11 protein-coding genes are annotated in these 20,166 nt (G+C 70.8%); 7 read left to right on the top strand and 4 right to left on the bottom strand.

Annotation, left to right across the window (positions count from 1 at the left end; translation table 11 throughout):
* The first annotated feature begins 506 nt into the window (after positions 1-506).
* The 3 genes from pheS to WMF19_RS19620 all read left to right on the top strand — a co-directional run bounded on the left by pheS (position 507) and on the right by WMF19_RS19620 (position 6,387).
* Positions 507-1,556 carry a phenylalanine--tRNA ligase subunit alpha gene (gene pheS / locus WMF19_RS19630; protein WP_012236022.1) on the top strand — a complete coding sequence of 350 codons (1,050 nt, stop codon included), beginning with the start codon at positions 507-509 and terminating at the stop codon, positions 1,554-1,556.
* Between the two features lie 33 nt (positions 1,557-1,589).
* Positions 1,590-4,031 carry a phenylalanine--tRNA ligase subunit beta gene (gene pheT / locus WMF19_RS19625; protein ID WP_437900497.1) on the top strand — a complete coding sequence of 814 codons (2,442 nt, stop codon included), beginning with the start codon at positions 1,590-1,592 and terminating at the stop codon, positions 4,029-4,031.
* Positions 4,032-4,341: 310 nt separating this feature from the next.
* Entirely contained in the window at positions 4,342-6,387 is a 2,046-nt protein-coding gene (locus tag WMF19_RS19620; protein ID WP_437900496.1) for a glucosyltransferase-I, read from the top strand.
* A gap of 28 nt (positions 6,388-6,415) precedes the next feature.
* Here WMF19_RS19620 and WMF19_RS19615 read toward each other — a convergent pair whose 3' ends face one another.
* Entirely contained in the window at positions 6,416-9,361 is a 2,946-nt protein-coding gene (locus WMF19_RS19615) for an nSTAND1 domain-containing NTPase (protein WP_437900495.1), read from the bottom strand.
* Positions 9,362-9,655: 294 nt separating this feature from the next.
* On the opposite strand from WMF19_RS19615, the gene WMF19_RS19610 reads away from it, so the two are divergent.
* Complete coding sequence (locus WMF19_RS19610) at positions 9,656-10,792, top strand: hypothetical protein (protein ID WP_437900494.1); 1,137 nt, start codon at positions 9,656-9,658, stop codon at positions 10,790-10,792.
* A gap of 174 nt (positions 10,793-10,966) precedes the next feature.
* Entirely contained in the window at positions 10,967-12,091 is a 1,125-nt protein-coding gene (locus WMF19_RS19605) for a WD40/YVTN/BNR-like repeat-containing protein (protein WP_437900493.1), read from the top strand.
* A 7-nt stretch (positions 12,092-12,098) separates the two neighbouring features.
* Here WMF19_RS19605 and WMF19_RS19600 read toward each other — a convergent pair whose 3' ends face one another.
* The gene (locus WMF19_RS19600; protein WP_437901649.1) at positions 12,099-15,062 is read right to left on the bottom strand and encodes an nSTAND1 domain-containing NTPase; all 2,964 of its coding nucleotides are present in this window, start codon (positions 15,060-15,062) and stop codon (positions 12,099-12,101) included.
* A gap of 543 nt (positions 15,063-15,605) precedes the next feature.
* On the opposite strand from WMF19_RS19600, the gene WMF19_RS19595 reads away from it, so the two are divergent.
* Complete coding sequence (locus tag WMF19_RS19595; RefSeq protein WP_437900492.1) at positions 15,606-16,463, top strand: hypothetical protein; 858 nt, start codon at positions 15,606-15,608, stop codon at positions 16,461-16,463.
* A gap of 33 nt (positions 16,464-16,496) precedes the next feature.
* On the opposite strand, the gene WMF19_RS19590 is transcribed toward WMF19_RS19595, so the two are convergent.
* Positions 16,497-17,081: a hypothetical protein gene (locus WMF19_RS19590; protein ID WP_437900491.1), complete on the bottom strand. Its 585-nt coding sequence runs from the start codon at positions 17,079-17,081 to the stop codon at positions 16,497-16,499.
* Positions 17,082-17,772: 691 nt separating this feature from the next.
* Positions 17,773-19,605, bottom strand: a complete 1,833-nt coding sequence (locus WMF19_RS19585) for a sigma 54-interacting transcriptional regulator (RefSeq protein WP_437900490.1) — start codon at positions 19,603-19,605, stop codon at positions 17,773-17,775.
* Between the two features lie 157 nt (positions 19,606-19,762).
* On the opposite strand from WMF19_RS19585, the gene WMF19_RS19580 reads away from it, so the two are divergent.
* On the top strand, positions 19,763-20,116 hold the full coding sequence (locus WMF19_RS19580) for a hypothetical protein (protein ID WP_437900489.1): 354 nt from the start codon (positions 19,763-19,765) through the stop codon (positions 20,114-20,116).
* The last annotated feature ends 50 nt before the right edge of the window (positions 20,117-20,166 follow it).

Here is a 20,166-nt window from a genome sequence, read left to right as displayed (position 1 = left end):
CCGATTCAGATGGGCAGCCGCGGTGGAGAGCCCGTAAACCTCGGGTTGACACGGTTGACGTGACCGACACCGGCGGTGGACGCGCAAATCCCGCGCGGCGCTCGCGCGAGCAGAGTGCCCCCCACCCTGCCGGAATGATGGAACCGCCAAGTCGCCCAAAGACGCCAAGATTTTGTGGTTTTCTTGGCGTCCTTGGCGCGCTTGGCGGTTCAAAAGCGCCCAGCTTCGGCCGGAGTGCCCCGCGCGGGCGTCGTCTCCGGGCGGACCGCGCCGTCGCGAGCGGAGGCTGTCAACCCGACGTTGACCGCGTGGACATCGGCTGTTGCGCGCACCGCGCGCAGGGCGGGGCCGCGCAGGGGGAGCGGCGAGGCGCGTCCGCCGCGGTCGTGGTCGTCGAGCCTCCGGATCACGCGTGCGGGCTGCGCGCTGGCTGGCGCGAGCAGCTGGGGGCGGCGCGGGAGGTCAACGTCTTGCGTTGCCATGGCCTTCGCGGTAAGGGGGCGGCAATGAGTGGTCCCGAACTCGGCCGCCTCATCGACGAGGTCGATCGCACGGTGGACGTCCAGTTCGCCGCAGCCGGCGATCTCGATGAGCTGAACCGCCTGTATGCCAGCCTGCTCGGGCGCCGCGGGTCGCTCAATGCGCTGATGAAGCAGCTGCCCGGCGCGGCGCCCGAGGAGCGCAAGGCGCTCGGCCAGCGCCTCAACGCCGTCAAGGGCCGCGTGGAGCGCGCCCGCGAGGAGGCGACGGCGAGGATCAAGCGCGCCGCGCGCGATCGCGAGCTCTCCGCGCCGCCCCTCGATATCACCCTGCCCGGCCGCTGGCGCGCGCCCGGGCGGCCGCACCCGATCATGCGGACCCTCGACGAGATCGTCGATATCTTCGTCGGGCTCGGGTTCGACGTGGCCGAAGGGCCGCAGATCGAGCTCGCGCGCTACAACTTCGATCTCCTCGGGTTCCCGGCGGATCACCCGGCCATGGACATGCACGACACGTTCTACATGGCCGGCGATCCTGGCCAGAACGTGCTCCTCCGGACGCACACGAGCCCGGTCCAGGTGCGCGAGATGCTCTCCCACCCTCCGCCGGTGATGATCGTCGCGCCCGGGGTCGTGTATCGCCGCGACGACGACGCGAGCCACAGCCCCATGTTCGTGCAGATCGAGGGGCTCGTGGTCGACCGCGACGTGTCCCTCGCCGATCTGAAGGGCCTGCTCGAGGTCTACAGCCGCCGGATGTTCGGCGAGGCCACGAGGACGCGCTTCCGGCCGAGCTACTTCCCCTTCACCGAGCCCAGCGCGGAGCTCGACGTGTCCTGTCTCGTCTGTTTCGGCGAGAACCGCGCCTGTCCGCAGTGCAAGGGGACCGGCTGGCTGGAGGTGCTCGGGTGCGGCATGGTCCACCCGACGGTGCTCCGGAACGTCGGGATCGACCCGGAGGAATACACGGGGCTGGCGTTCGGCATCGGCGTGGATCGCACGGCCAACATGAAGTTCGCCGTCGACGATATCCGCGCCTTCTACGAGAACGACGTCCGCTTCCTCGGAAGCCTCTAGGCCACTGCCCCTCGCCCGCAGCCCCGATTCCCCATGTTGATATCCTACAAGTGGCTTCAAGAGATCCTCGGCGCCGATCCCGGCGTCGACGCGGTGACCTCGGCGCTCGGCCGCGGCGGGCTCGAGGTCGACCGCGTGACGCACGTGGGCGCCGCGCTGCGCTCCGTGGTCCTCGCGAGCGTCGTCGCGACGCGGCCGCACCCGGCGGGCAAGAAGGGCCTCACGGTGGTCCGCGTGGACGCGGGCGGTGGCGGAGAAGGCGTGGAGGTCGCGTGCGGCGCGCCGGTCATCCCGCAGGCTCCGGCGCTCGTCTGTTATGCGCCCGTCGGGGCGCAGGTGCTCGACCGCAACGGCGCGCTCGTGACGTTGACCGAGAAGGCGGTCGCCGGCTTCTCCTCGCCCGGCATGCTCTGCGCCGAGGACGAGCTCGGGCTCGGGTCGAGCCACGAGGGGCTCCTGACCGTGGAGGGCGGGCGTCCGGGGCAATCGCTGCTCGACTGGGAGCCTCGCCTCGAGGACTGGATCATCGAGCTCAGCGTCACCCCGAACCGGCCCGACGCGCTCGGGCACCTGGGCGTGGCGCGCGACGTGGCCGCGGTGCTCGGCATACCGTTCCGGCCGCCGGCCGTCGCCGCGCCGCGGGCGAACGGCGCCGCGGCGAGCGCCGCCGTGGAGGTGCGCGACGGGGACCGCTGCCCCCGGTATGACGGGCAGGTGATCGAGGGCGTCGGCGTGGGCCCCTCGCCGCTCTGGGCGCGGGTGCGGCTTGGACGCCTCGGCGTGCGGCCGATCGCCAATGTCGTCGACGCGACCAACCTGGTGATGCTCGAGCGGGGGCAGCCGCTCCACGCGTTCGATCTGGACACGCTGCGGCTGCCGATCGAGATCCGGCGGGCTCAGCCGGGCGAGGCGTTCGTCGCGCTCGACGGGCAGAAGCTGTCCCTGGACGAGGACGACCTCGTCATCGCCGACGCGGACCGCGTGGTGGCCCTGGCGGGCGTCATCGGAGGCGCGGACAGCGGCGTCACCGCGACGACGCGGCGGGTGTTCCTGGAGTCGGCGTACTTCGAGCCGCGCGGGATCCGCAGGTCGGCGCGCCGGTACGGCTTCCACACGGAGGCGTCGCACCGCTTCGAGCGGGAGGTGGACCTCTCCGGGGTCCCCCTGTCGCGCGACCGCGGGAGCGCGCTCATCTGCGAGCTCGCGGGCGGCGAGGTGGCGGGCGAGCCGATCGACGTGTACGTGGCGCCGCGCGCGCCGCGCCGCCTGACGCTGCGGCTCCCGCGGTACCAGCGGATCATCGGGGCCGAGGCCCCGGCGCGGGCGCGCGAGATCCTGGAGACGCTGGGGCTCTCGGTGCTGGAGCAGAAGGCGGATCGGCTCCTCGTCGAGGTGCCGGAGCACCGGCCCGACATCGCGGAGGAGATCGACCTCATCGAGGAGGTCGCGCGCATCGCTGGTTACGACCAGATCCCGAGCCGGCTGCCGCGCGTGGGGGCCGCTCCCGCGGGCGCCCGCGGCGATTACCGGCTGCGGCGCAGGGTGCGGCAGATCTGCACGGGGATCGGGCTGCACGAGGCGGTGACGTACTCGTTCCTGTCGCCCCAGGAGCTGAAGGCGGCGCGCTACGACGACGGGTCGCTCCTGCGGCTGCTCAACCCGCTCTCCGAGGAGAAGTCGGTGATGCGGCCGTCGCTGGTCCCTGGGCTGCTCACGGTGGTGCAGCGCTCGCAGCGGTACAACGTGCCGCGGGTGCGGCTCTTCGAGGTGAGCCAGGTGTTCCTGCCGTGGCAGGGCGAGGCGGGCGGCGCGGGCCAGCTGGCGCGGGTCGAGCGGCCGCCGGTGAACGAGCCGACGCGGCTCACGATCTTCCTGGCGGGTCCGCGCGACAGCTACCTGACGCGGCCCGAGGACGTCGATTTCTACGACGGCAAGGGCGCGGTCGAGGCGGTTGTCGCGGAGCTCGCGGGCAGCGTGACGCCGACGTTCGACCTCTCGGGCGAGGCGCCGCCGTGGGCGCACCCGAAGAAGGGCGCGCGCGTCCTGCTCGAAGGCCGCGAGATCGGGTACGTGGCGGAGCTGCACCCGGACGTCCGCGAGGCGCTGGAGATCACGAGCGGGGCCGTCGTGGCGGAGCTGGATCTCGCGGCGGTGGTGGCCGCGTACCGCGCGCCGGTGGCCGCGAAGCCGAGCCGGTTCCCGGCGATGCGGCACGACGTGGCGCTGCTCTTGCCGCTCGACGTACCGGCGGGAGAGGTGCTCGAGGTGCTGCGGACGACCGCGGGGGAGCGCTGCGAGAAGGTCGAGATGTTCGATCGGTACCGCGGCGAAGAGCTGCCGGCGGGGACCCACTCGCTGGGGTTCGCGCTGTGGTTCCGGTCGGCCGAGCGGACGCTGACGGACGACGAGGTCGACAAGTGGACGAAGGCCGCGGTGGACGCGGCGAAGGCGCGCTTCGGGGCGCAGCAGCGCTAACCGAAGCTCGTTCGGTCACGCTCAAGGCACGAAGTCCGTCCCCCCACCCCACCATCGCTCACGAACGTAAACGTTTACGTTTACGTTTACGTTCACGTTTACGTGGTCGTGGTCGTGGTCGTGGTCGTGGTCGTTCACGACCTGCCGTTGACGACCACGACCACGACCACGACCACGACCACGATTACGTAAACGTTCTCAGGCCTTTCCTGGAGGAGGGGCGCCGCCGTACGCTCGAGCGACAGGCAAGCTGCGGGTCGGGCGAGGGCGAAGCGAGGGGACGATGCGCGCAGTGACGCGGAGATGGGGCGTGAAATCGACCAGGAGCGCCGCGGGCCGCCGGCGGGGCGGCGCGCTTCACACTGCGACGGCGATGGCCTTCGTGACGGCGCTGCTCGCCGTCGCCGGCGCATGCCTCGAAGGAGGACTCCGCTGCGGCAAGGGCTCGTGCCCGATCGGCCATACGTGCGCCGTGGACAGGGAAGGCAACCCGGCATGCATCGTCCCGACCGAGGTCAATGCGTGCGGCAACCGCGTCGTCGAGGACGGCGAGGCCTGCGACGACGGCAACGATGAGAGCGGCGACGGGTGCAGCTTCGACTGCAGCTCCGATGAGCGCTGCGGCAACGGCATCGTCGATACGATACGCGAGGAAGAGTGCGACTGCGGCGCTGGCGAGATCGGTCCCACGGACGCTCGATGTCGCGGTCGACAGAACGCGGACTCCGAGGGTTATTGCCGGAAGGACTGCAAGGCACATTGCGGCGACGGCGCGGTCGCAGAGCACGAGCAGTGCGACACCAGCGCGCCGGTCGCCGGCTCCTGCGTGAACCTGCGCTATGATTTCGGTCGCCCCGGGTGCACGAGCACCTGCGACGCCCTGTCCACGGAGCCGTGCGGCGACTGGAACTGGCGGTTCGAATCCATCGGTACGGTGTTGTCCTTCATGAGCGTGTGGGGGAGCGGGAAGGAGGATGTGTTCGCCGTCCTGGGAAACACGACCGCGCACTACGACGGCCAGAGCTGGCACAAGATCGATGCGGAGATCTCAGCAAACTGGCGTCGCGTGTGGGGAAGCGGACCGGATGACGTCTTTGCTGTCGGCCTGGCAGGCGCCATCATGCACTACGACGGCGAGAGCTGGCACGAGATGGATTCACCGACGACGACCAGCTTGCTCGGCGTGTGGGGAAGCGGACCGGACGACGTCTTTGCTGTCGGCCTGGCAGGCGTCATCCTGCATTACGACGGCGAGAGCTGGCACGAGATGGAACATCACCTGTCGGCCGAGCTCTCCTTGGCTGGCGTCTGGGGGAGCGGACCGGGCGATGTCTTCGCCGTCGGTGATGCCGGCACGATCCTTCACTACGATGGCCAGAGCTGGCACCAGCTCGATGCGCAAACGACGGCCGACTTCATCGGCGTGTGGGGCAGCGGTCCGGACGACGTCTTTGCCGTCGGTCAGCTCGGTACGATCGCGCGCCACGACGGCCAGAGCTGGCAGAAGATGGAATCACCGGTGCGGGACGAGCTGGAGCTGCACGCCGTGTGGGGAAGCGGCCCGGACGACGTCTTCGCCGTCGGCCAGGCCGTCGATCAGGGCGGCGCGCAGGACGGCGCGATCCTGCACCACGATGGCCAGAGCTGGCAGACGATGGATTCGCCGACGTCGGCTCTTCTCGGCGGCGTCTGGGCGAGCGGACCGGACGACGCCTTCGCCGTCGGTCAGGCCGGCACGATCCTGCGCTACGATGGCCAGAGCTGGCAGACGATGGATTCGGGCACCCTGGATTATCTCGATGGCGTGTGGGGGAGCGGGCCAGACGATGTCTTCGCCGTCGGTCAGGCCGGCACGATCGCGCACTACGATGGTGACAGCTGGCAGGTGACGCTCCTGGACTCAGGGGAATATCTCAATGCCGTGTGGGGAAGCGGGCCAAACGATGTCTTCGCCGTCGGTGACGAGGGCACGATCGCGCACTACGACGGCGAGAGCTGGCAGGTGACGCACTCGGACTCAGGGGAATATCTCCAGGCCGTCTGGGGGAGCGGGCCAACCGATGTCTTCGCTGTCGGGCTGGAGAGCGCGATCTTGCACTACGACGGCGAGAGCTGGCGCAGGATGGAAGCGCCGACGCTGGCATCGCTCTACGGCGTGTGGGGGAGCGGGCCAACCGATGTCTTCGCTGTCGGCACGGGCGGCGCGCTCTTGCGCTACGACGGCATCTCCTGGCTGACGCTCAACTCCACGACGAACTCCACGCTCGACGCCGTGTGGGGCCAGGGCCGGATCTCCTTCGTCGTCGGCCAGGACGCCGCGATCTACCGTCACATCGGTCCGCCGCCGGCGCGGTAGCGGCGCAGCCTCGCCCGCGGCGCGCCCGCTACTTCAGCGTCGGCTTGATCTTCCCCGCCGTGCGCTCGATCAGCTGCTCCTGCTCGCGCTTGCTCCGCAGCTCCGCCTCGGCCGCTTCCCTCGCCTTCCGCTCCTCCTCGGTGGCCTTGACCTGGGCATCGCGCACCTCGGCCTCGGACCGCTCCGCCGTGTCCCGCGCCGTCCTCGCCTCGCCCGCCGCCACGCGGGCCCGCCCGGCCTCGGCCTCCGCGCGCACGCGGGCCTCCTCCGCCTCGCGCTGCATCTGCTCGGCCCGCCTCCGCTGCGCCTCGCTCTCCCGCTGCGCCCGCTCGGCCGCGCTCCGCTGCGCCTCCTCGCTCGCCAGCGCCTTCTTGAGCGTGTCCTCCGTCCTCCGGATCTCCTCGAGCTGCTCCGTGATCACCGTGTTCTGGCGGGTCAGCTTCACGATCCCCGCCCCCGCCGCGACCACCAGCAGCGACAGCGCCGCGATGATCCCGGACACGAGGCGGCGCCTCCCGCGTTGCTGCTGGTCGGCGAAGCGGAGCACCTCCTCCAGATAGAGCCTCTCCCGCTCCGGCAGCTCCCCGCGGTAGCGCTCGCGAAAGCCGCGCGCCTCCTCGGCGACCTTGCCGCGCCAGAGCGTGTCCGCGGCGCGGCCGCTCGCGTCCCAGAGCCTCGCCGCCGCGCGCAGCCGGTCCAGGAACGCGGCGTCTTCCTGGTTCTCGTCGAGCCAGCGCCGGAGCGTCGGCCACCGCTCGATCAGCGACTCGTGCACGATCTCCACCGTGCTGCCCGCGCGGTCGCTCCCCGTCTCGATCGCCAAGAGCCGCGCGTCGGCCAGCAGCTCCACCACCCGCTCGATCTCGCCTCGATCCCCGGGCAGCTCGCAGAGCTCGCCCAGGCTGGCCACCGCCCGCGTTCGCTCCGGCGTCACCAGGCGCTCCAGGACCACCCGCGCGAGCTTCGCCCGGTGCCCGCTCATCCCGGCCAGCACCGTGTCGGCGTGGCTCGCCAGCGCGCCCGCCACGCCCCCGAGGGCCTCGTAGCTCGCCCGCGTGAGCAGCTTGCGCCCCCGATCGCGCATCTCCCACAGCCTGGCCGCGGTGAACTGCAAGAGCGGCAGCGCGCCGCGCGTCGTCTGCAGCGCGTCGAGGATGCCCTCGATCATCGCCGCATCCTCGATCTCGTGCCGCGCCGCCTCGACCGGGCTCATCAAGGCCTCGCGCAGGCCCTCGCGCCCCATCGGTCGGAGGAACACGAGGCCTCGCGTCATGATCGCCATGAAATGCTCGTGCTCGGCCATCCGCTCGAGGAAATCGGACCGCACGGACAGGACGACCCGGAGCGGCGAGGAGGCGTCGTCGGCGATCCCCGCCAGGCACGCGAGGAACGCCTCGCGCTCGACGGCCGGGGCGCCGAGCGTGAAGAGCTCCTCGAACTGATCGATGAACAGCACGAGGCGCTTCTGCGCGCGGCCCGCCCCCCCGCGCAGCGCGGCCCCGAGCAGGCCGGGCTCGGCGCGCAGCCGCTGGATCAGGGCCCCGCGCATCGCCGCGCCGCCCTGCGGGGAGAGCGCCCTCACGTCGGTGTTGAGGGTCACGCCGGGGTGGTCGAACAGGTCCGCCAGCACCGCCATCGGCTCGCGCCCGGGCCGCACGACGAGCGCCTCCCAGCCCTCGCCGGAGCGCTTGAGCGCCGGGATCACCCCCGCCCTCACGAGCGACGACTTCCCCACGCCAGACGCCCCCGCGATCGCGAGCAGCGGCTGGCTCCGGAGGCGCGCGACCACGCCCGCGAGATCCTGCGCGCGGCCGAAGAAGCGGTCGGCGTCGGCCTCCTGGAACGACGAGAGCCCCGCGAACGGGCTCTCGTCGGCGCCGAGGAGGATTTCACGGCGCCCGGGCAGCAGCGGCAGGAGCTCGACAAGGAGCTCCTGCGCAGAGGCGAACCGCTCGGACTTCCGCTTGCGCAGGCAGCGATCGATGATCGCGCCGAGCGCGCCGATCTCCGGACGGCGCGCGCCGACGGTGGGCATCGGCTCGTCGAGCGCCGGCACCGCGAGGAGGTCCATCCGGCCGCATGGGGCGAGCGGATGCGCGCCGAGCAGGAGCTCGTGGAGCATGATGCCCACGGCCCAGACATCGCTCCACGGGCCGATGTCGATCCCTCGCCACTGCTCGGGGGACATGTACGCCAGCGTCCCGATGATCGCGCCGTCGCGCGTGAGCCCAGTGTCCCCGGCGACGGTGCGATCGCCCGAGAGGATCACCTCTTCCTCGAGCAGCTTGGCGATGCCGAAATCGACCACCTTGATCGCGCCCGACGCGTCCAGCATGACGTTCTCCGGCTTGAGGTCGCGGTGGACGATGCCGGACGCGTGCGCGCTCGCGAGCGCGCGCACGATGGGGACCACCATGTCGACGGCCAGGCCGGCGGGCACCGGCGCCGTGGACACCGCCTCGCCCGCGTCCGCGGGCCTGCGCTGGTTCATCCAGGCGCGGAGGCTTTGCCCCTCGATGTACTCGAGCACCATGTACGGGGATCCGTCGTGCTCGTTCACCTCGTGGATCGTCACGATATGCTCGTGCTTGCAGCGCGCGGTGGCCTGCGCTTCGACCAGGAAGCGCTGGACCCCGGCGCTGCTCAGCATGGTGAGGAGCTTGATCGCGACGAGGCGAGCGAGGCGGGTGTCGCGCGCCAGGAAGACCACGCCCATGCCGCCCCGGCCGAGCTCGCGCAGGAGCTCGTAATGGCCGATGCGGGCGCCGGCCGAAGGCGCCGGCCTGGCCTGCGCCAGCAGCGAGGGCGGCGGTTCGGCCGTCGCGATCATCGTGTGGCCCTGCGGCTCGCGGGCGCCCGCGACCACGCCGTCGGCCCTGGCGGTCTCCATGCCGGACAGCGCGGCCGCGGGGGGCGCTGCGCCGGCGATCACCGTGATTGCGTAGCCCGCATCCTCTGGCGAACTGCCGCTCATCGCAGGAGTCTTCTCGTCATCGTGATCGTGGGGCACCGCACCGCCGTGAAAGCATAGCCGTGTCCGAGTTCACCAGCACAGCGTTTGCGCGCCGCGGCTCCGGCCCGCCCCCTGCACCGCGACCTCCTCGTGGCCGCCAGGGCCCCGGGTAGTTCCAACAGCACCCCTGGCCCCGGCCACTTCACAGGAGGACCAGCACGGGTGTAGCCTGAGCCACGACGTCTGCTCGTCGCGCCCAGGGCGGCCGGTGCGAGCGCGCGCTCGAGGTTCCGCTGCGCTCCGGAGGAGAGGCACTTGGCTGTCATCACGACGACCCGCAAGCGACCCGCTCAGGTCGGCCTCGCCTGTGTGAAGCGCCTCGTGCCCATCGCTCTCGTGGCCCTGTACGCCTCGCCGGCGGGAGCGCAGGCAGCGCCGCCAACGGCGGAGTCGTCAGCGCCGCCGCCGAGCGCTCCAGCGCCGCCAACGGCGGAGTTGCCCCCATCGCCGCCGGCGCCGGCGCCTTCGCCAGCGGCGGAGCCGTCATCGCCGCCGCCGCCATGGCACCGGGGAGTCTCCGAGGATCGGAAGCAGAAGGCCCAGGCGCTGTTCGAGGAGGCGCGGGAGCTGCATCGGCGCATGATGCTCGCCGAGGCGCGGGCGAAGTACGAACAGGCGCTGGCTTCCTGGGAGCACCCCGAGCTCCGTCTCTACCTGGGGCGGGCGCTCGCGAGCATCGGTCTGCCGCTGCTGGCCTACGAGAACCTGCGCATGTCGCTGCAATGGGGCCCGGGGGCGCTCGATCCCGAGGCGGAGCAGGAGGCGCGCGCGGCGATGCGCGCGCTCGTGGAGCACGAGCTCGCGGTCATCGAGGTTCGCTGCGACGAGCCGGGCGCCGCCCTGCTGGTCGACGGCAAGCCCTGGTTCGTCGGCCCCGGCACCCGGCGCAGGATCGTGACGCCAGGAGAGCACGTCGTCACGGCGAGAAAGACGGGTTACTTCACGGTCGTCAAGCCCGTCCACGTGCTCGCCGGCAAAGAGGCTTCGGGCCAGCTCGCGTTGAGCCCCGATACCGTCGTCACCAGCCAGAGGTGGCCCGCATGGATCCCCTGGGCCACGCTCGGGGCCGGCGCCGCCCTGGGCTCGGCCGGCGCCCTGCTGAAATGGCACGCTGGAGCAGCTCACGACGAGGCGGATAAGCGCTTCCAGACCAGCTGCACGCCGTCGTGCATGCCATCCGCCCGCGACGAGTACGAGGGCAGCGTCCTCGAGGACCGGCTCGCGATCGGCGCGCTCATCGCCGGCGGAGCGAGCGCAATCACAGGCACGGTCCTGCTCCTCATGAACAGGCCTCAATCGTACCGCACGGAGGACCGCGGCGGCGTGAAGCTCGAGATCCTCCCCGCCGCGTCGCTCGACGCTGCGATGCTGCGGGCCCGCTTCGTGCTCTGAGACGCGCCACCGGACGGTGCCCCGCCCCGGCCTTCCCTCCGGGAGCGGAGACCCGGCGCGGGGCCTTCCCAAGAGGAGGCGCCCCGCCGTACGCTCGCGCCGCGGGCGCCCGGCGCGCCGCGGCGACCTGGGCGAACGGTGGGTTGGTAGGACGAGCTGAGGGACGAGCAGAGGATGCGCGCATTCATCCGGAGATGGGGCGTCGAGCGGAACGGGGCCGCCGCGGGTCGCCGGCACGGCGGCAGAGCGCTTTGCTATGCGGCTGCGCTGGCGTCCGCGATCGCGCCGATGGCCACCCTCGGCGCGTGCTTCGACACCGGAGCCGCGTGCGGCGCGAGCTTCTGCCCGACCGGCTATGTATGCGACCCCGACCGCGAAGGCAACCCGACGTGCTTTGCGCGAGCCACGGGCAAGCGCTGCGACGTCCCGCTTACGCCGGACGGTAATTCCTGCTTACAGGAAGACCTGAAGAGCGTGTGGGGGAGCGGGTCGAACAACGTATTCGCCGTTGGCAAGGGGGGCACGATCCTCCACTACAACGGCAGCAACTGGAAATTCATGCCGCTCGGATCGATCCCACGGAATTCGCTGAACGCCGTGTGGGGGAGCGGGCCCAAAGACGTGTTCGTGGTGGGCGAAGAAGGCACCATCCTTCACTTCGACGGCGAACGCTGGGAAATCGTAAAACACGAGTCGATCCCACAAATAACATTGAAATCAGTGTGGGGAAACGGGTCGCGAGACGTGCTCGCCGTCGGCGACGAAGGCACCATCCTGCGCTTCAAAGACGGGCAATGGAAGGCCACGACACACGAATCGGCTCCGCGAGCATCATTGAACGCCGTGTGGGGAAGCGGGCCGCAAGACATATTCGCCGTCGGCGAAAACGGCACCATCCTGCACTTCGAGGGCGAGCGCTGGGAAGCCGTGAACCACGAGTCAATCCCGCCAAAATCATTGAATTCCGTATGGGGGAGCGGGCCGCAGGACGTATTTGTCGTCGGCGAGGGCGGCACCATCCTGCACTTCGACGGCACAGACTGGACGGCCATCACATCAGCGCCGACAACACAGAAAACGTTGAATTTCGTATGGGGAACCAGGTGGGACCTTAGCCAGTATGTCGTCTACGTCGTCGGAGATGACGGCATGCTCTTGCGTCACGACAGCCTCGGCTGGAGTCGCCGTCTCCCAGCGGACGCTTCGCTCAATGCCATATGGGGCGACGCCCTGAAATTCCATATCGTCGGCGACAACGGCGTAGCCATCTCCGAGAGCGTCTCCGTGTCACCGTGGTAGCAACAGGCTACTTCAACGTCGCGTCGATCTTCCCCACGGCGCGCTCGATGAGCAGCTCCAGCTCGCTCTTGCTCCGCAGCTCCGCCTCGACGGCCCTGGCCTTCTGCTCCTCCTCGGTGGCCTTGACCTCGGCCTTTCGCGCCTCGGCCTCGGCCTTCTGCGTCTCACCCCGCGCCATCCGCGCCTGGTTGGCCGCGACGCGGGCCCTCTCGGCCTCTGCCTCCGCCCGGTCCCGGGCCTCCTCGGCGTCGCGCTGCAGCCGCTCGGCCCGCCGCCGCTGCGCCTCGCTGTCCTGCCGCGCCGCCTCGCTCTCCTGTCGCGCCCTCTCCGCCGCGCTCCGGGCCGCCTCCTCGCGCGCGAGCGCCTCCTTCAACGTGAGCTCCGCGGTCCGGATCTCCTCGAACTGTTTCATGATCACCTGGTACTGGCGGGTCACCTTCACGTATCCGCCCCCCGCGGCGAAGGCCAGCAGCGACAGCGCCGCGATGATCCCGGACGCGATGCGGCGCCGCCCGCGTTGCTGCTGATCGGCGAAGCGGAGCACCTCCTCCAGATAGAGCCGCTCCCGCTCCGGCAGCTCCCCGCGGTAGCGCTCGCGAAAGCCGCGCGCCTCCTCGGCGACCTTGCCGCGCCAGAGCGTGTCCGCGGCGCGACCGCTCGCGTCCCAGAGCCTCGCCGCCGCGCGCAGCCGGTCAAGGAACGCGGCGTCTTCCTGGTTCTCGTCGAGCCAGCGCCGGAGCGTCGGCCACCGCTCGATCAGCGACTCGTGCACGATCTCCACCGTGCTGCCCGCGCGGTCGCTCCCCGTCTCGATCGCCAACAGCCGCGCGTCGGCCAGCAGCTCCACCACCCGCTCGATCTCGCCTCGATCCCCGGGCAGCTCGCAGAGCTCGCCCAGGCTGGCCACGGCCCGCGTCCGCTCCGGCGTCACCAGGCGCTCCAGCACCGCCCGCGCGAGCTTCGCCCGGCGCTCGCTCATCCCGGCCAGCACCGTGTCGGCGTGGCTCGCCAGCGCGCCCGCCACGCCCCCGAGGGCCTCGTAGCTCGCCCGCGTGAGCAGCTTGCGCCCCCGATCGCGCATCTCCCACAGCCTGGCTGCGGTGAACTGCAGCAGCGGCAGCGCGCCGCGCGTCGTCGCCAGCGCGTCGAGGATGCCCTCGATCATCGCGGGATCGTCGATCTCGTGCCGCGCCGCCTCGATCGGCCTCATCAAGGCCTCACGCAGCCCCTCGCGCCCCATCGGCCGGAGGAACACGAGGCCGCGGATCATCGCCGCCATGAAATGCTCGTGCTCGGCCATCCGCTCCAGGAAATCGGCCCGCACCGCCAGGACCACCCGGAGCCGTGAGGAGGCGTCGTCGGCGACCCCCGCCAGGCACGCGAGGAACGCCTCGCGCTCGCCGGCCGGGGCGCCGAGCGTGAAGAGCTCCTCGAACTGATCGATGAACAGCACGAGGCGCTTCTGCGCGCGGTCCGACCACGCGCGCAGCCACGCGCCCAGGAGGCCGGGCTCGGCGCGCAGCCACGGAGCCAAGGCCGATCCCGCCGCCGCCGCGCCCTCTGGAACGGGCGTCGGCGGAGCTGCGCCCAGTGTCGCGGCGGCATGGCTGGACAGATCCGCGAGCGCTGCCATCGGCTCACGCCCGGGCCGCACGACGAGCGCTTCCCAGCCCTCGCCGGAGCGCTTGAGCGCAGGGATCACCCCGGCCCTCACGAGCGATGACTTCCCCACGCCCGACGCCCCGGCGATCGCGAGCAGCGGCTGGCTCCGTAGCCGCGCCGCCACGCCCGCGAGGTCCTGCGCGCGGCCGAAGAAGCGGTCGGCGTCGGCCTCCTGAAACGAGGAGAGCCCCGCGAAAGGGCTCTCGTCGGCGCCGAGAAAGATCTCCCGGCGCCCAGGCAGGAGGGGCAAGAGCTCGGTCAAGAGCTCCTGCGCGGAGGCGAACCGCTCGGACTTCCGCTTGCACAGGCAGCGATCGATGATCGCGCCGAGCGCGCCGAGTTCCGGGTGGCGCGCGCTGACCTGGGGCATGGGCTCGTCGAGGAGCGTCACGCCCAAGAGCCTCCCCGGGTTGACGGGCGCGAGCGGGTGCGAGCCGATCACGAGCTCGTGGAGCATGATGCCGACCGCCCAGATATCGCTGGCTTGATCGATGTCCGTCCCCCTCCACTGCTCGGGGGACATATAAGGCATCGTTCCGATGACCGCTCCTTCGCCGGTGAGCCGTGTATTCTTGTGCTCGGCGGCCTCGCGCTCGACCGCGAGGCTCGCCTCGTCGTCGCGCAGCTCCGCGATGCCGAAATCGACCACCTTGATCGCCCCCGACGCCTCCAGCATGATGTTCTCGGGCTTGAGGTCACGGTGGATGATGCCGGACGCGTGCGCTCGCGAGAGCGCGCGCACGACGGGGACCATCATGTCGACCGCCAGGCCGGGCGGCACCGGCGCCGTCGACACCCCCTCGCCGGCGTCCGCGGGCCTGCGCTGCCTCATCCAGGCGCGGAGGCTCTGCCCCTCGATGTACTCGAGCACCATGTACGGGTATCCATCGTGCTCGTTCACCTCATGGATCGTCACGATGTGCTCGTGCTTGCAGCGCGCGGTGGCCTGCGCCTCGATCAGGAAGCGCTGCAGACCGCTCCTGCTGAGCCTCGTGAGGAGCTTGATCGCGACGAGGCGAGCGAGCCGGATGTCACGCGCGAGGAAGACGGTGCCCATGCCGCCCCGGCCGAGCTCGCGCAAGAGCTCGTAGTGGCCGATGCGGGTGCCGACCATGGGCGGATCGGCTCGCGGAATCGACGAGGACGGCGGAGCGCTCGCGTCGCTCACCGCGTCGCGCCTCGCCCCATGAACGCCGGCCTGCACGACACTGACCGTCGCCCCGGCGGCGGCGAGCGCGGCCCGCGGGAGCGCCCTGCCCACGAGCACCGCGCCGGAGTCGGCCACGTCCACGAGGCTCTCGGTGCTCATGCCAGAGCGCCCTTCACGCTCGAGCGGCGCCGCGCCGGAGGATCGACGGACCGACTCCAGGGTGCTCAGCTCGGTGGGCACCGCCACTCCTCCCTGTAAAAAGACATGTCCATCGAAATCGTCGCCCCCGCGACGGCTGGAGCGATGACGAGAGCATAGGCCCCCAGCGCAGCCGTGTACACACAGACCCGCCGCCAGAGCGCTTCACACAGGACATGCGCGGGCATATCCTGGCGCGCGGAGCTTGCTCATCGGCCCGGCGAGCCGGGCGAACGCACGATGTGGCATGACGGGCGAGCCGGAGGAGAGCGATTGGCTTTCATGACGACGACCCGTAGACGACCTGTCCACGTCTCCCTTCCGTCGGCGAAGCTCCTCCTGCCCATCACCCTCCTGGCCCTCTGCGCTACGCCTGCGCTCGCCCAGGCGCCGCCGCCGTCATCGTCCTCATCGCCGCATCCTCCGGCGACAGCGGAGTCGCCGTCGCCCCCGGCATCGTCGGTGCCCCCGTGGCATCAGGGCATCTCCGAGGATCGAAAGCAGATGGCCCGTGCGCTCTTCGAGGAGGCCCGGAATTTTCACCGGCGCATGATGTTCGCCGAGGCGCGGGCCAAGTACGAAGAGGCGCTGGCTTTGTGGGAGCACCCCGAGCTCCGGCTCTATCTCGGGCGGGTGTTGAGGAGCATCGGCCTGCCGGTGCTGGCCTATGATAACCTGCGCCTCTCCCTGCGATGGGGGCCTGGCTCGCTCGACGCCGAGAAGGAGCAGGAGGCGCGCACGACGCTGCGGGCGCTCCTGGAGGAGGAGCTCGCCGCCATCGAGATCCGCTGCGACGCGCCGGGGGCCACCGTGCTGATGGATGGCAAGCCCTGGTTCGTCGGACCCGGCACCCGGCGCCAGATGGTCACGCCCGGAGAGCATGTCCTCACAGCGAGAAAGGACGGCTACTTCACCGTCGCCAAGCCCATCTTCATGGTCGCCGGCAAAGAGGCCTCCGGCCAGCTCGTCCTGAGCGCCGATACCGTCGTCGCCAGGCAGCGCTGGCCCGCCTGGCTCCCCTGGGCCACGCTCGGGGCCGGGGCGGCCATCGCCGTCATGGGCGGCCGGTTGATGTGGCAGGCCGACGACCTTCATGGATACGCCCAGGAGCGGAGCGTGCGCGAGTGCGGTCGGTCGTGCGCTCCGTCCCCCGGCTTCCAGTACGACGCCAGCGTCAACGAGAGCTGGCTGGCTGCCGGCACCCTCCTCGCCGGGGGAGCAACGGTGATCACGGCGACGGCCATGCTCTTCATGAACAGGCCACAGATCTACCGCACCGAGGACCGAGGTGGCGTGAAGGTCGAGATCCGGCCCGCCGCGGCGCCCGACGCTGCGATGGTGTCGACCTGGCTCGCGTTCTGAGCCGTCCGACTCCGGCAGGATCGAGCGGCGCGTTCACTCGCAGATGTCGATTGCCGTCTTGCACTTGCCAAACTGGCAATAGCCGCGCCTCCCGAGCGCCGGGTCCGGACATTCGACATCTGGACAATCGGCGTTCGTCGTGCACGCCTGGCCAGTCGCGGGAGTCGTCGCCAACTCCATGGCCCTCTCATAGAAGAAGACGCACAGGGCCCCTGCGTCGGGCTCGTGACGCTGATCCTCCACCTCCTGCAAGGCCTTCTTGTAGCTCTCGTTCTCCTCGAAGCACGGGTGATCCTGCGGGAGATCGGCGGCCTCCATACCGACGTCGCCCTCGCAACCCTCCTGCTGCGCCACACAGGCCATGAGGCTCTGGATCTGCTTGAAGACCGGCGTGCAGACGTTCATCTCCTTTACTGCCTGGTCGTGGAGTAGACTCATCCTGGCCGCGCACTGCTCGGCCGCAACGCCCTCGCTCAGCTTCCCACACTCGGCCAGCTTGTCGCAGCGGATCTCCTCGGGATCTGGCGGCGCTCCGGGCTCGCTCGAACAACCCGGCAGGGCCACAGCGACGGCGCAGACGAAGGGACCGCAGAGGAGGATGTTCTGGATCGTTCTCATGATTTTTTACCTTTCGCTGTCATCTCCGGCGAGCCGGGTTGGCAGAGCGTCATCGCATCCGGCGTGCCGCCCCTGCGCGCGATGGGGATCCGCAGCAGATCGGCCGCGCGATCGAGGAAGATCGGCCGCCCAATCGAGCGGTCGGCCCGCGGCCGCTCTCGCGCCCCGGGCCGGCGCGCGGGTGGCAAACTTTGCCTTCGTGGCAAAGCTTGCCAGCCCTCGGAGGAAGAGGCGGCAAGGATTGCCATCGCGCGCCGCCCCCGCGCCCCGGACGCGCCGAGGCGACCACGACTTCCCTCCTCCCGGACCGACGCCCCTTCCTCGGGCCGGATCGCGACCGATCGGATCTCCGTGGTCTACTGTTTGCGTGCGCCGCTCGGGGTGCCCCCGGCGAGCTGAGGACGTCGTTCCAAGCGCGAACGGGGCAACCGATTCGTTGGATCTCGAGGTGTCCTCGATGGCATCGAACCAGCCCTCAGCCGAGGTGCACGGTCGCTGAGCGAGGGCGAAGGCGAGGGTAGAATGCGACTACGGGGCAAGGAGCCGAGCCCAGCGGTCTCGGGTCGTCGGCGAGGCGGAGACGCGCTCCGTCATGCAGCGACGTGGGCGTTCGTGATGTCGTTGATCTACACCCCGGGTGGCATGCCGACAGGGGGCGCACAGGGCTCGGCTCGTGTTCTGAGCCCGAGCCTCACGCGCTCCGCTTCCCCTCCCGCGCCGAGATACCGAATTGCTTGAGCTTGAAGGTGAAGGTGCGGACAGGCATCCCGAGGAGCGCCGCCGCCCGCTTCTGGACCCCGTCCGCGGCGTCGAGCGCCTGACGCATGCGCGTGCGCTCGATTTCCCGGAGCTCCTCGGCGATGGGCTTGAAGCGGGCGGGCGCCGCGGCGGGCGGGGCCGAGGTGTTGTCCACAGTGGTCCGCGGCGGGACATCGAGCCCGGCGATGCGCTCGGGCAGCCCCCAGGGCTCGAGCGCCGGGCCGTCCGCCGTGGCGGCCGCGTACTCCATCGCGTTCTTGAGCTCGCGCACGTTGCCAGGAAACGGGTGAGCGAAGAGCGCGGCGAGCGCGGCCTCCGAGAGCTCGAGCGCAGGCCGCCCGGTCCGAGCGCACGCCTCGGCGAGGAACAGACGGGCAAGGATCGGCAGCTCACGCCGCCTGTGCCGGAGCGGGGGCAGCTCGACGACGGCGGCGCTCAGGCGGAAGAGCAGGTCTTGACGGAAGCGGCCGGCGTGGACCTCGGCCTCGAGATCGCGGTTCGTGGCAGCGACGATGCGGATGTCCACCTCGCGATCGCGGACGTCGCCGAGGCGGGTGATCCGCTTCGCCTCGAGCGCGCGGAGCAGCTTGGCCTGCGCGCCGAGGGGCAGCTCGCCGATCTCGTCGAGGAAGACGGTGCCGCCGTGCGCTCGCTCCAGCAGGCCGGGCTTGGGCGCCCGCGCCTCCGAGAACGCGCCCTTCTCGTAGCCGAAGAGCTCGCTCTCCACCAGCGCCTCCGGGAGCGCGGCGCAGTTGAGCGTGATCAGCGTCTTCTGCGCCCGCGCAGACCAGTGGTGCACGGCCGCGGCGGCGTTCTCCTTGCCCGCCCCCGTCTCGCCGAGGACGAGGACCGGCAGATCGCTCGCCGCGAGGCGCCGGATCAGCTCGAACAGCCGGATCATGGCCGAGTCGGCCACCACGATGGTGCGATCGCCGATGACGTGCCGGACGGCGGTCTGCGAGGCGAAGGCGATCGCCCCCGGAGCCGCGATCGACGCGGCGGTCCGCGCGCCCGCGAGGAGCGTCTCGGTGTCGCCGCCGTCGAACGGGTAGGAGGCCAGTCCGCCGCGGGCCTCGGGGGCCAGCGGCGCGATCGCCTCGAGCACCTGGAGCACCGCGGCGCGCGCCGCCTCTCCGCCGAGCTCGGGAAACCCGATCGCCAGGTGAGAGGCGCCGTCCCAGGCGACGATGTCCACGAGCCGGAGCGCCGAGAGCGCCCGATGCGCGAGCATCGTGCGCATCTGCACGGACCCGAGGGACACCACCGCCAGGCCGAACGGCCGCGCCGAGTCGGCGGCGCGCTCGATCTCCTCCTCCACGCGCCGGCGCAGCCGGCCCATCTCGATGAGGGCGCTGCCCCGGGGCGGCGCCTCGCGCCGGAGGATCAGCGTTGTATCGCCCATGGTGATGACATCGCCGGAGCCGAGCGCGCACGAGCCCTCGATGCGCTCGCCGTTGACGAGCGTCCCATTGTGGCTGCCGAGATCGGTGATCCGGATCTCGCCTCTGGAGAAGACGAGCTCGGCGTGCCGCCGGGAGACCGCCGCGGTGTCGAGCCTCACGTCGGCCTCGTCGCTGCGCCCCACGACGAGCACGCCGTCGTCGGGCAGGGCGCGCCTGTACGATGAGGAAGCGCCGATGACGAGGAGGTAGGAGTAGATTCCCGGGCTGTCCGGGGACTGCCGCAGATCGAAGGTCTGCGTCGTCAACGGCGAGCTCTCGGGGCCGCTCATCAGGCCGAGGCTATAGTCGAAGCCCGCGCCCATGCAAGCTGCGAGCCTCTCGGGTCAGCGACGGACCACAGCGCTTTCCGCGGCTCAAGCGTGGATGGCGTGGCCGGGGCGCTTCAAAGGAACCCCTCTCCCGCCCCGGAACCTTCGCCGCCAGCGCCTGTCAAGAGCGCTATCGAAGGAGGCACTCGTCATGGCTGAAGCTTTCCACATGGGCGGCTGGGGCATGTTTCCGACACTCGTCTTCGGGCTGCTGCTCCTGGCCGCATCCGTCCGTTATGCCATCTCGCCCGAGCGGCGCTTCGTACCCCTCCAGGTGAGCCTCGGTATCCTGACGCTGGTGGCCGGCGGGCTCGGGTTCGTCAGCGGCACCATCAAATCGCTCACGTACATCGGCGCGGTGGACCCCGACGCGCGCTGGATCTGGCTCGTCGGCATCGGCGAGTCGCTCAACAACATCGGGCTCGCGCTCGCGCTCCTCGTCCTCTCGTCCATCGCCGCCACCGTGGGGGCTTACCGCGTCTCGCAGATGGAGCCTGCCCGCTGACGGGAGGCGTCCTGCTGCGGTCTCCGGCCCATCCCGCCGCCGACGCCGCG

Origin of the sequence: Sorangium sp. So ce124 (genome assembly GCF_051525235.1) — a bacterium.
GTDB classification, from domain to species: Bacteria; Myxococcota_A; Polyangia; order Polyangiales; family Polyangiaceae; genus Sorangium; species Sorangium atrum.
Note: the sequence above shows the minus strand (reverse complement) of the source record. Positions and strands in the feature narration are given on the sequence as shown.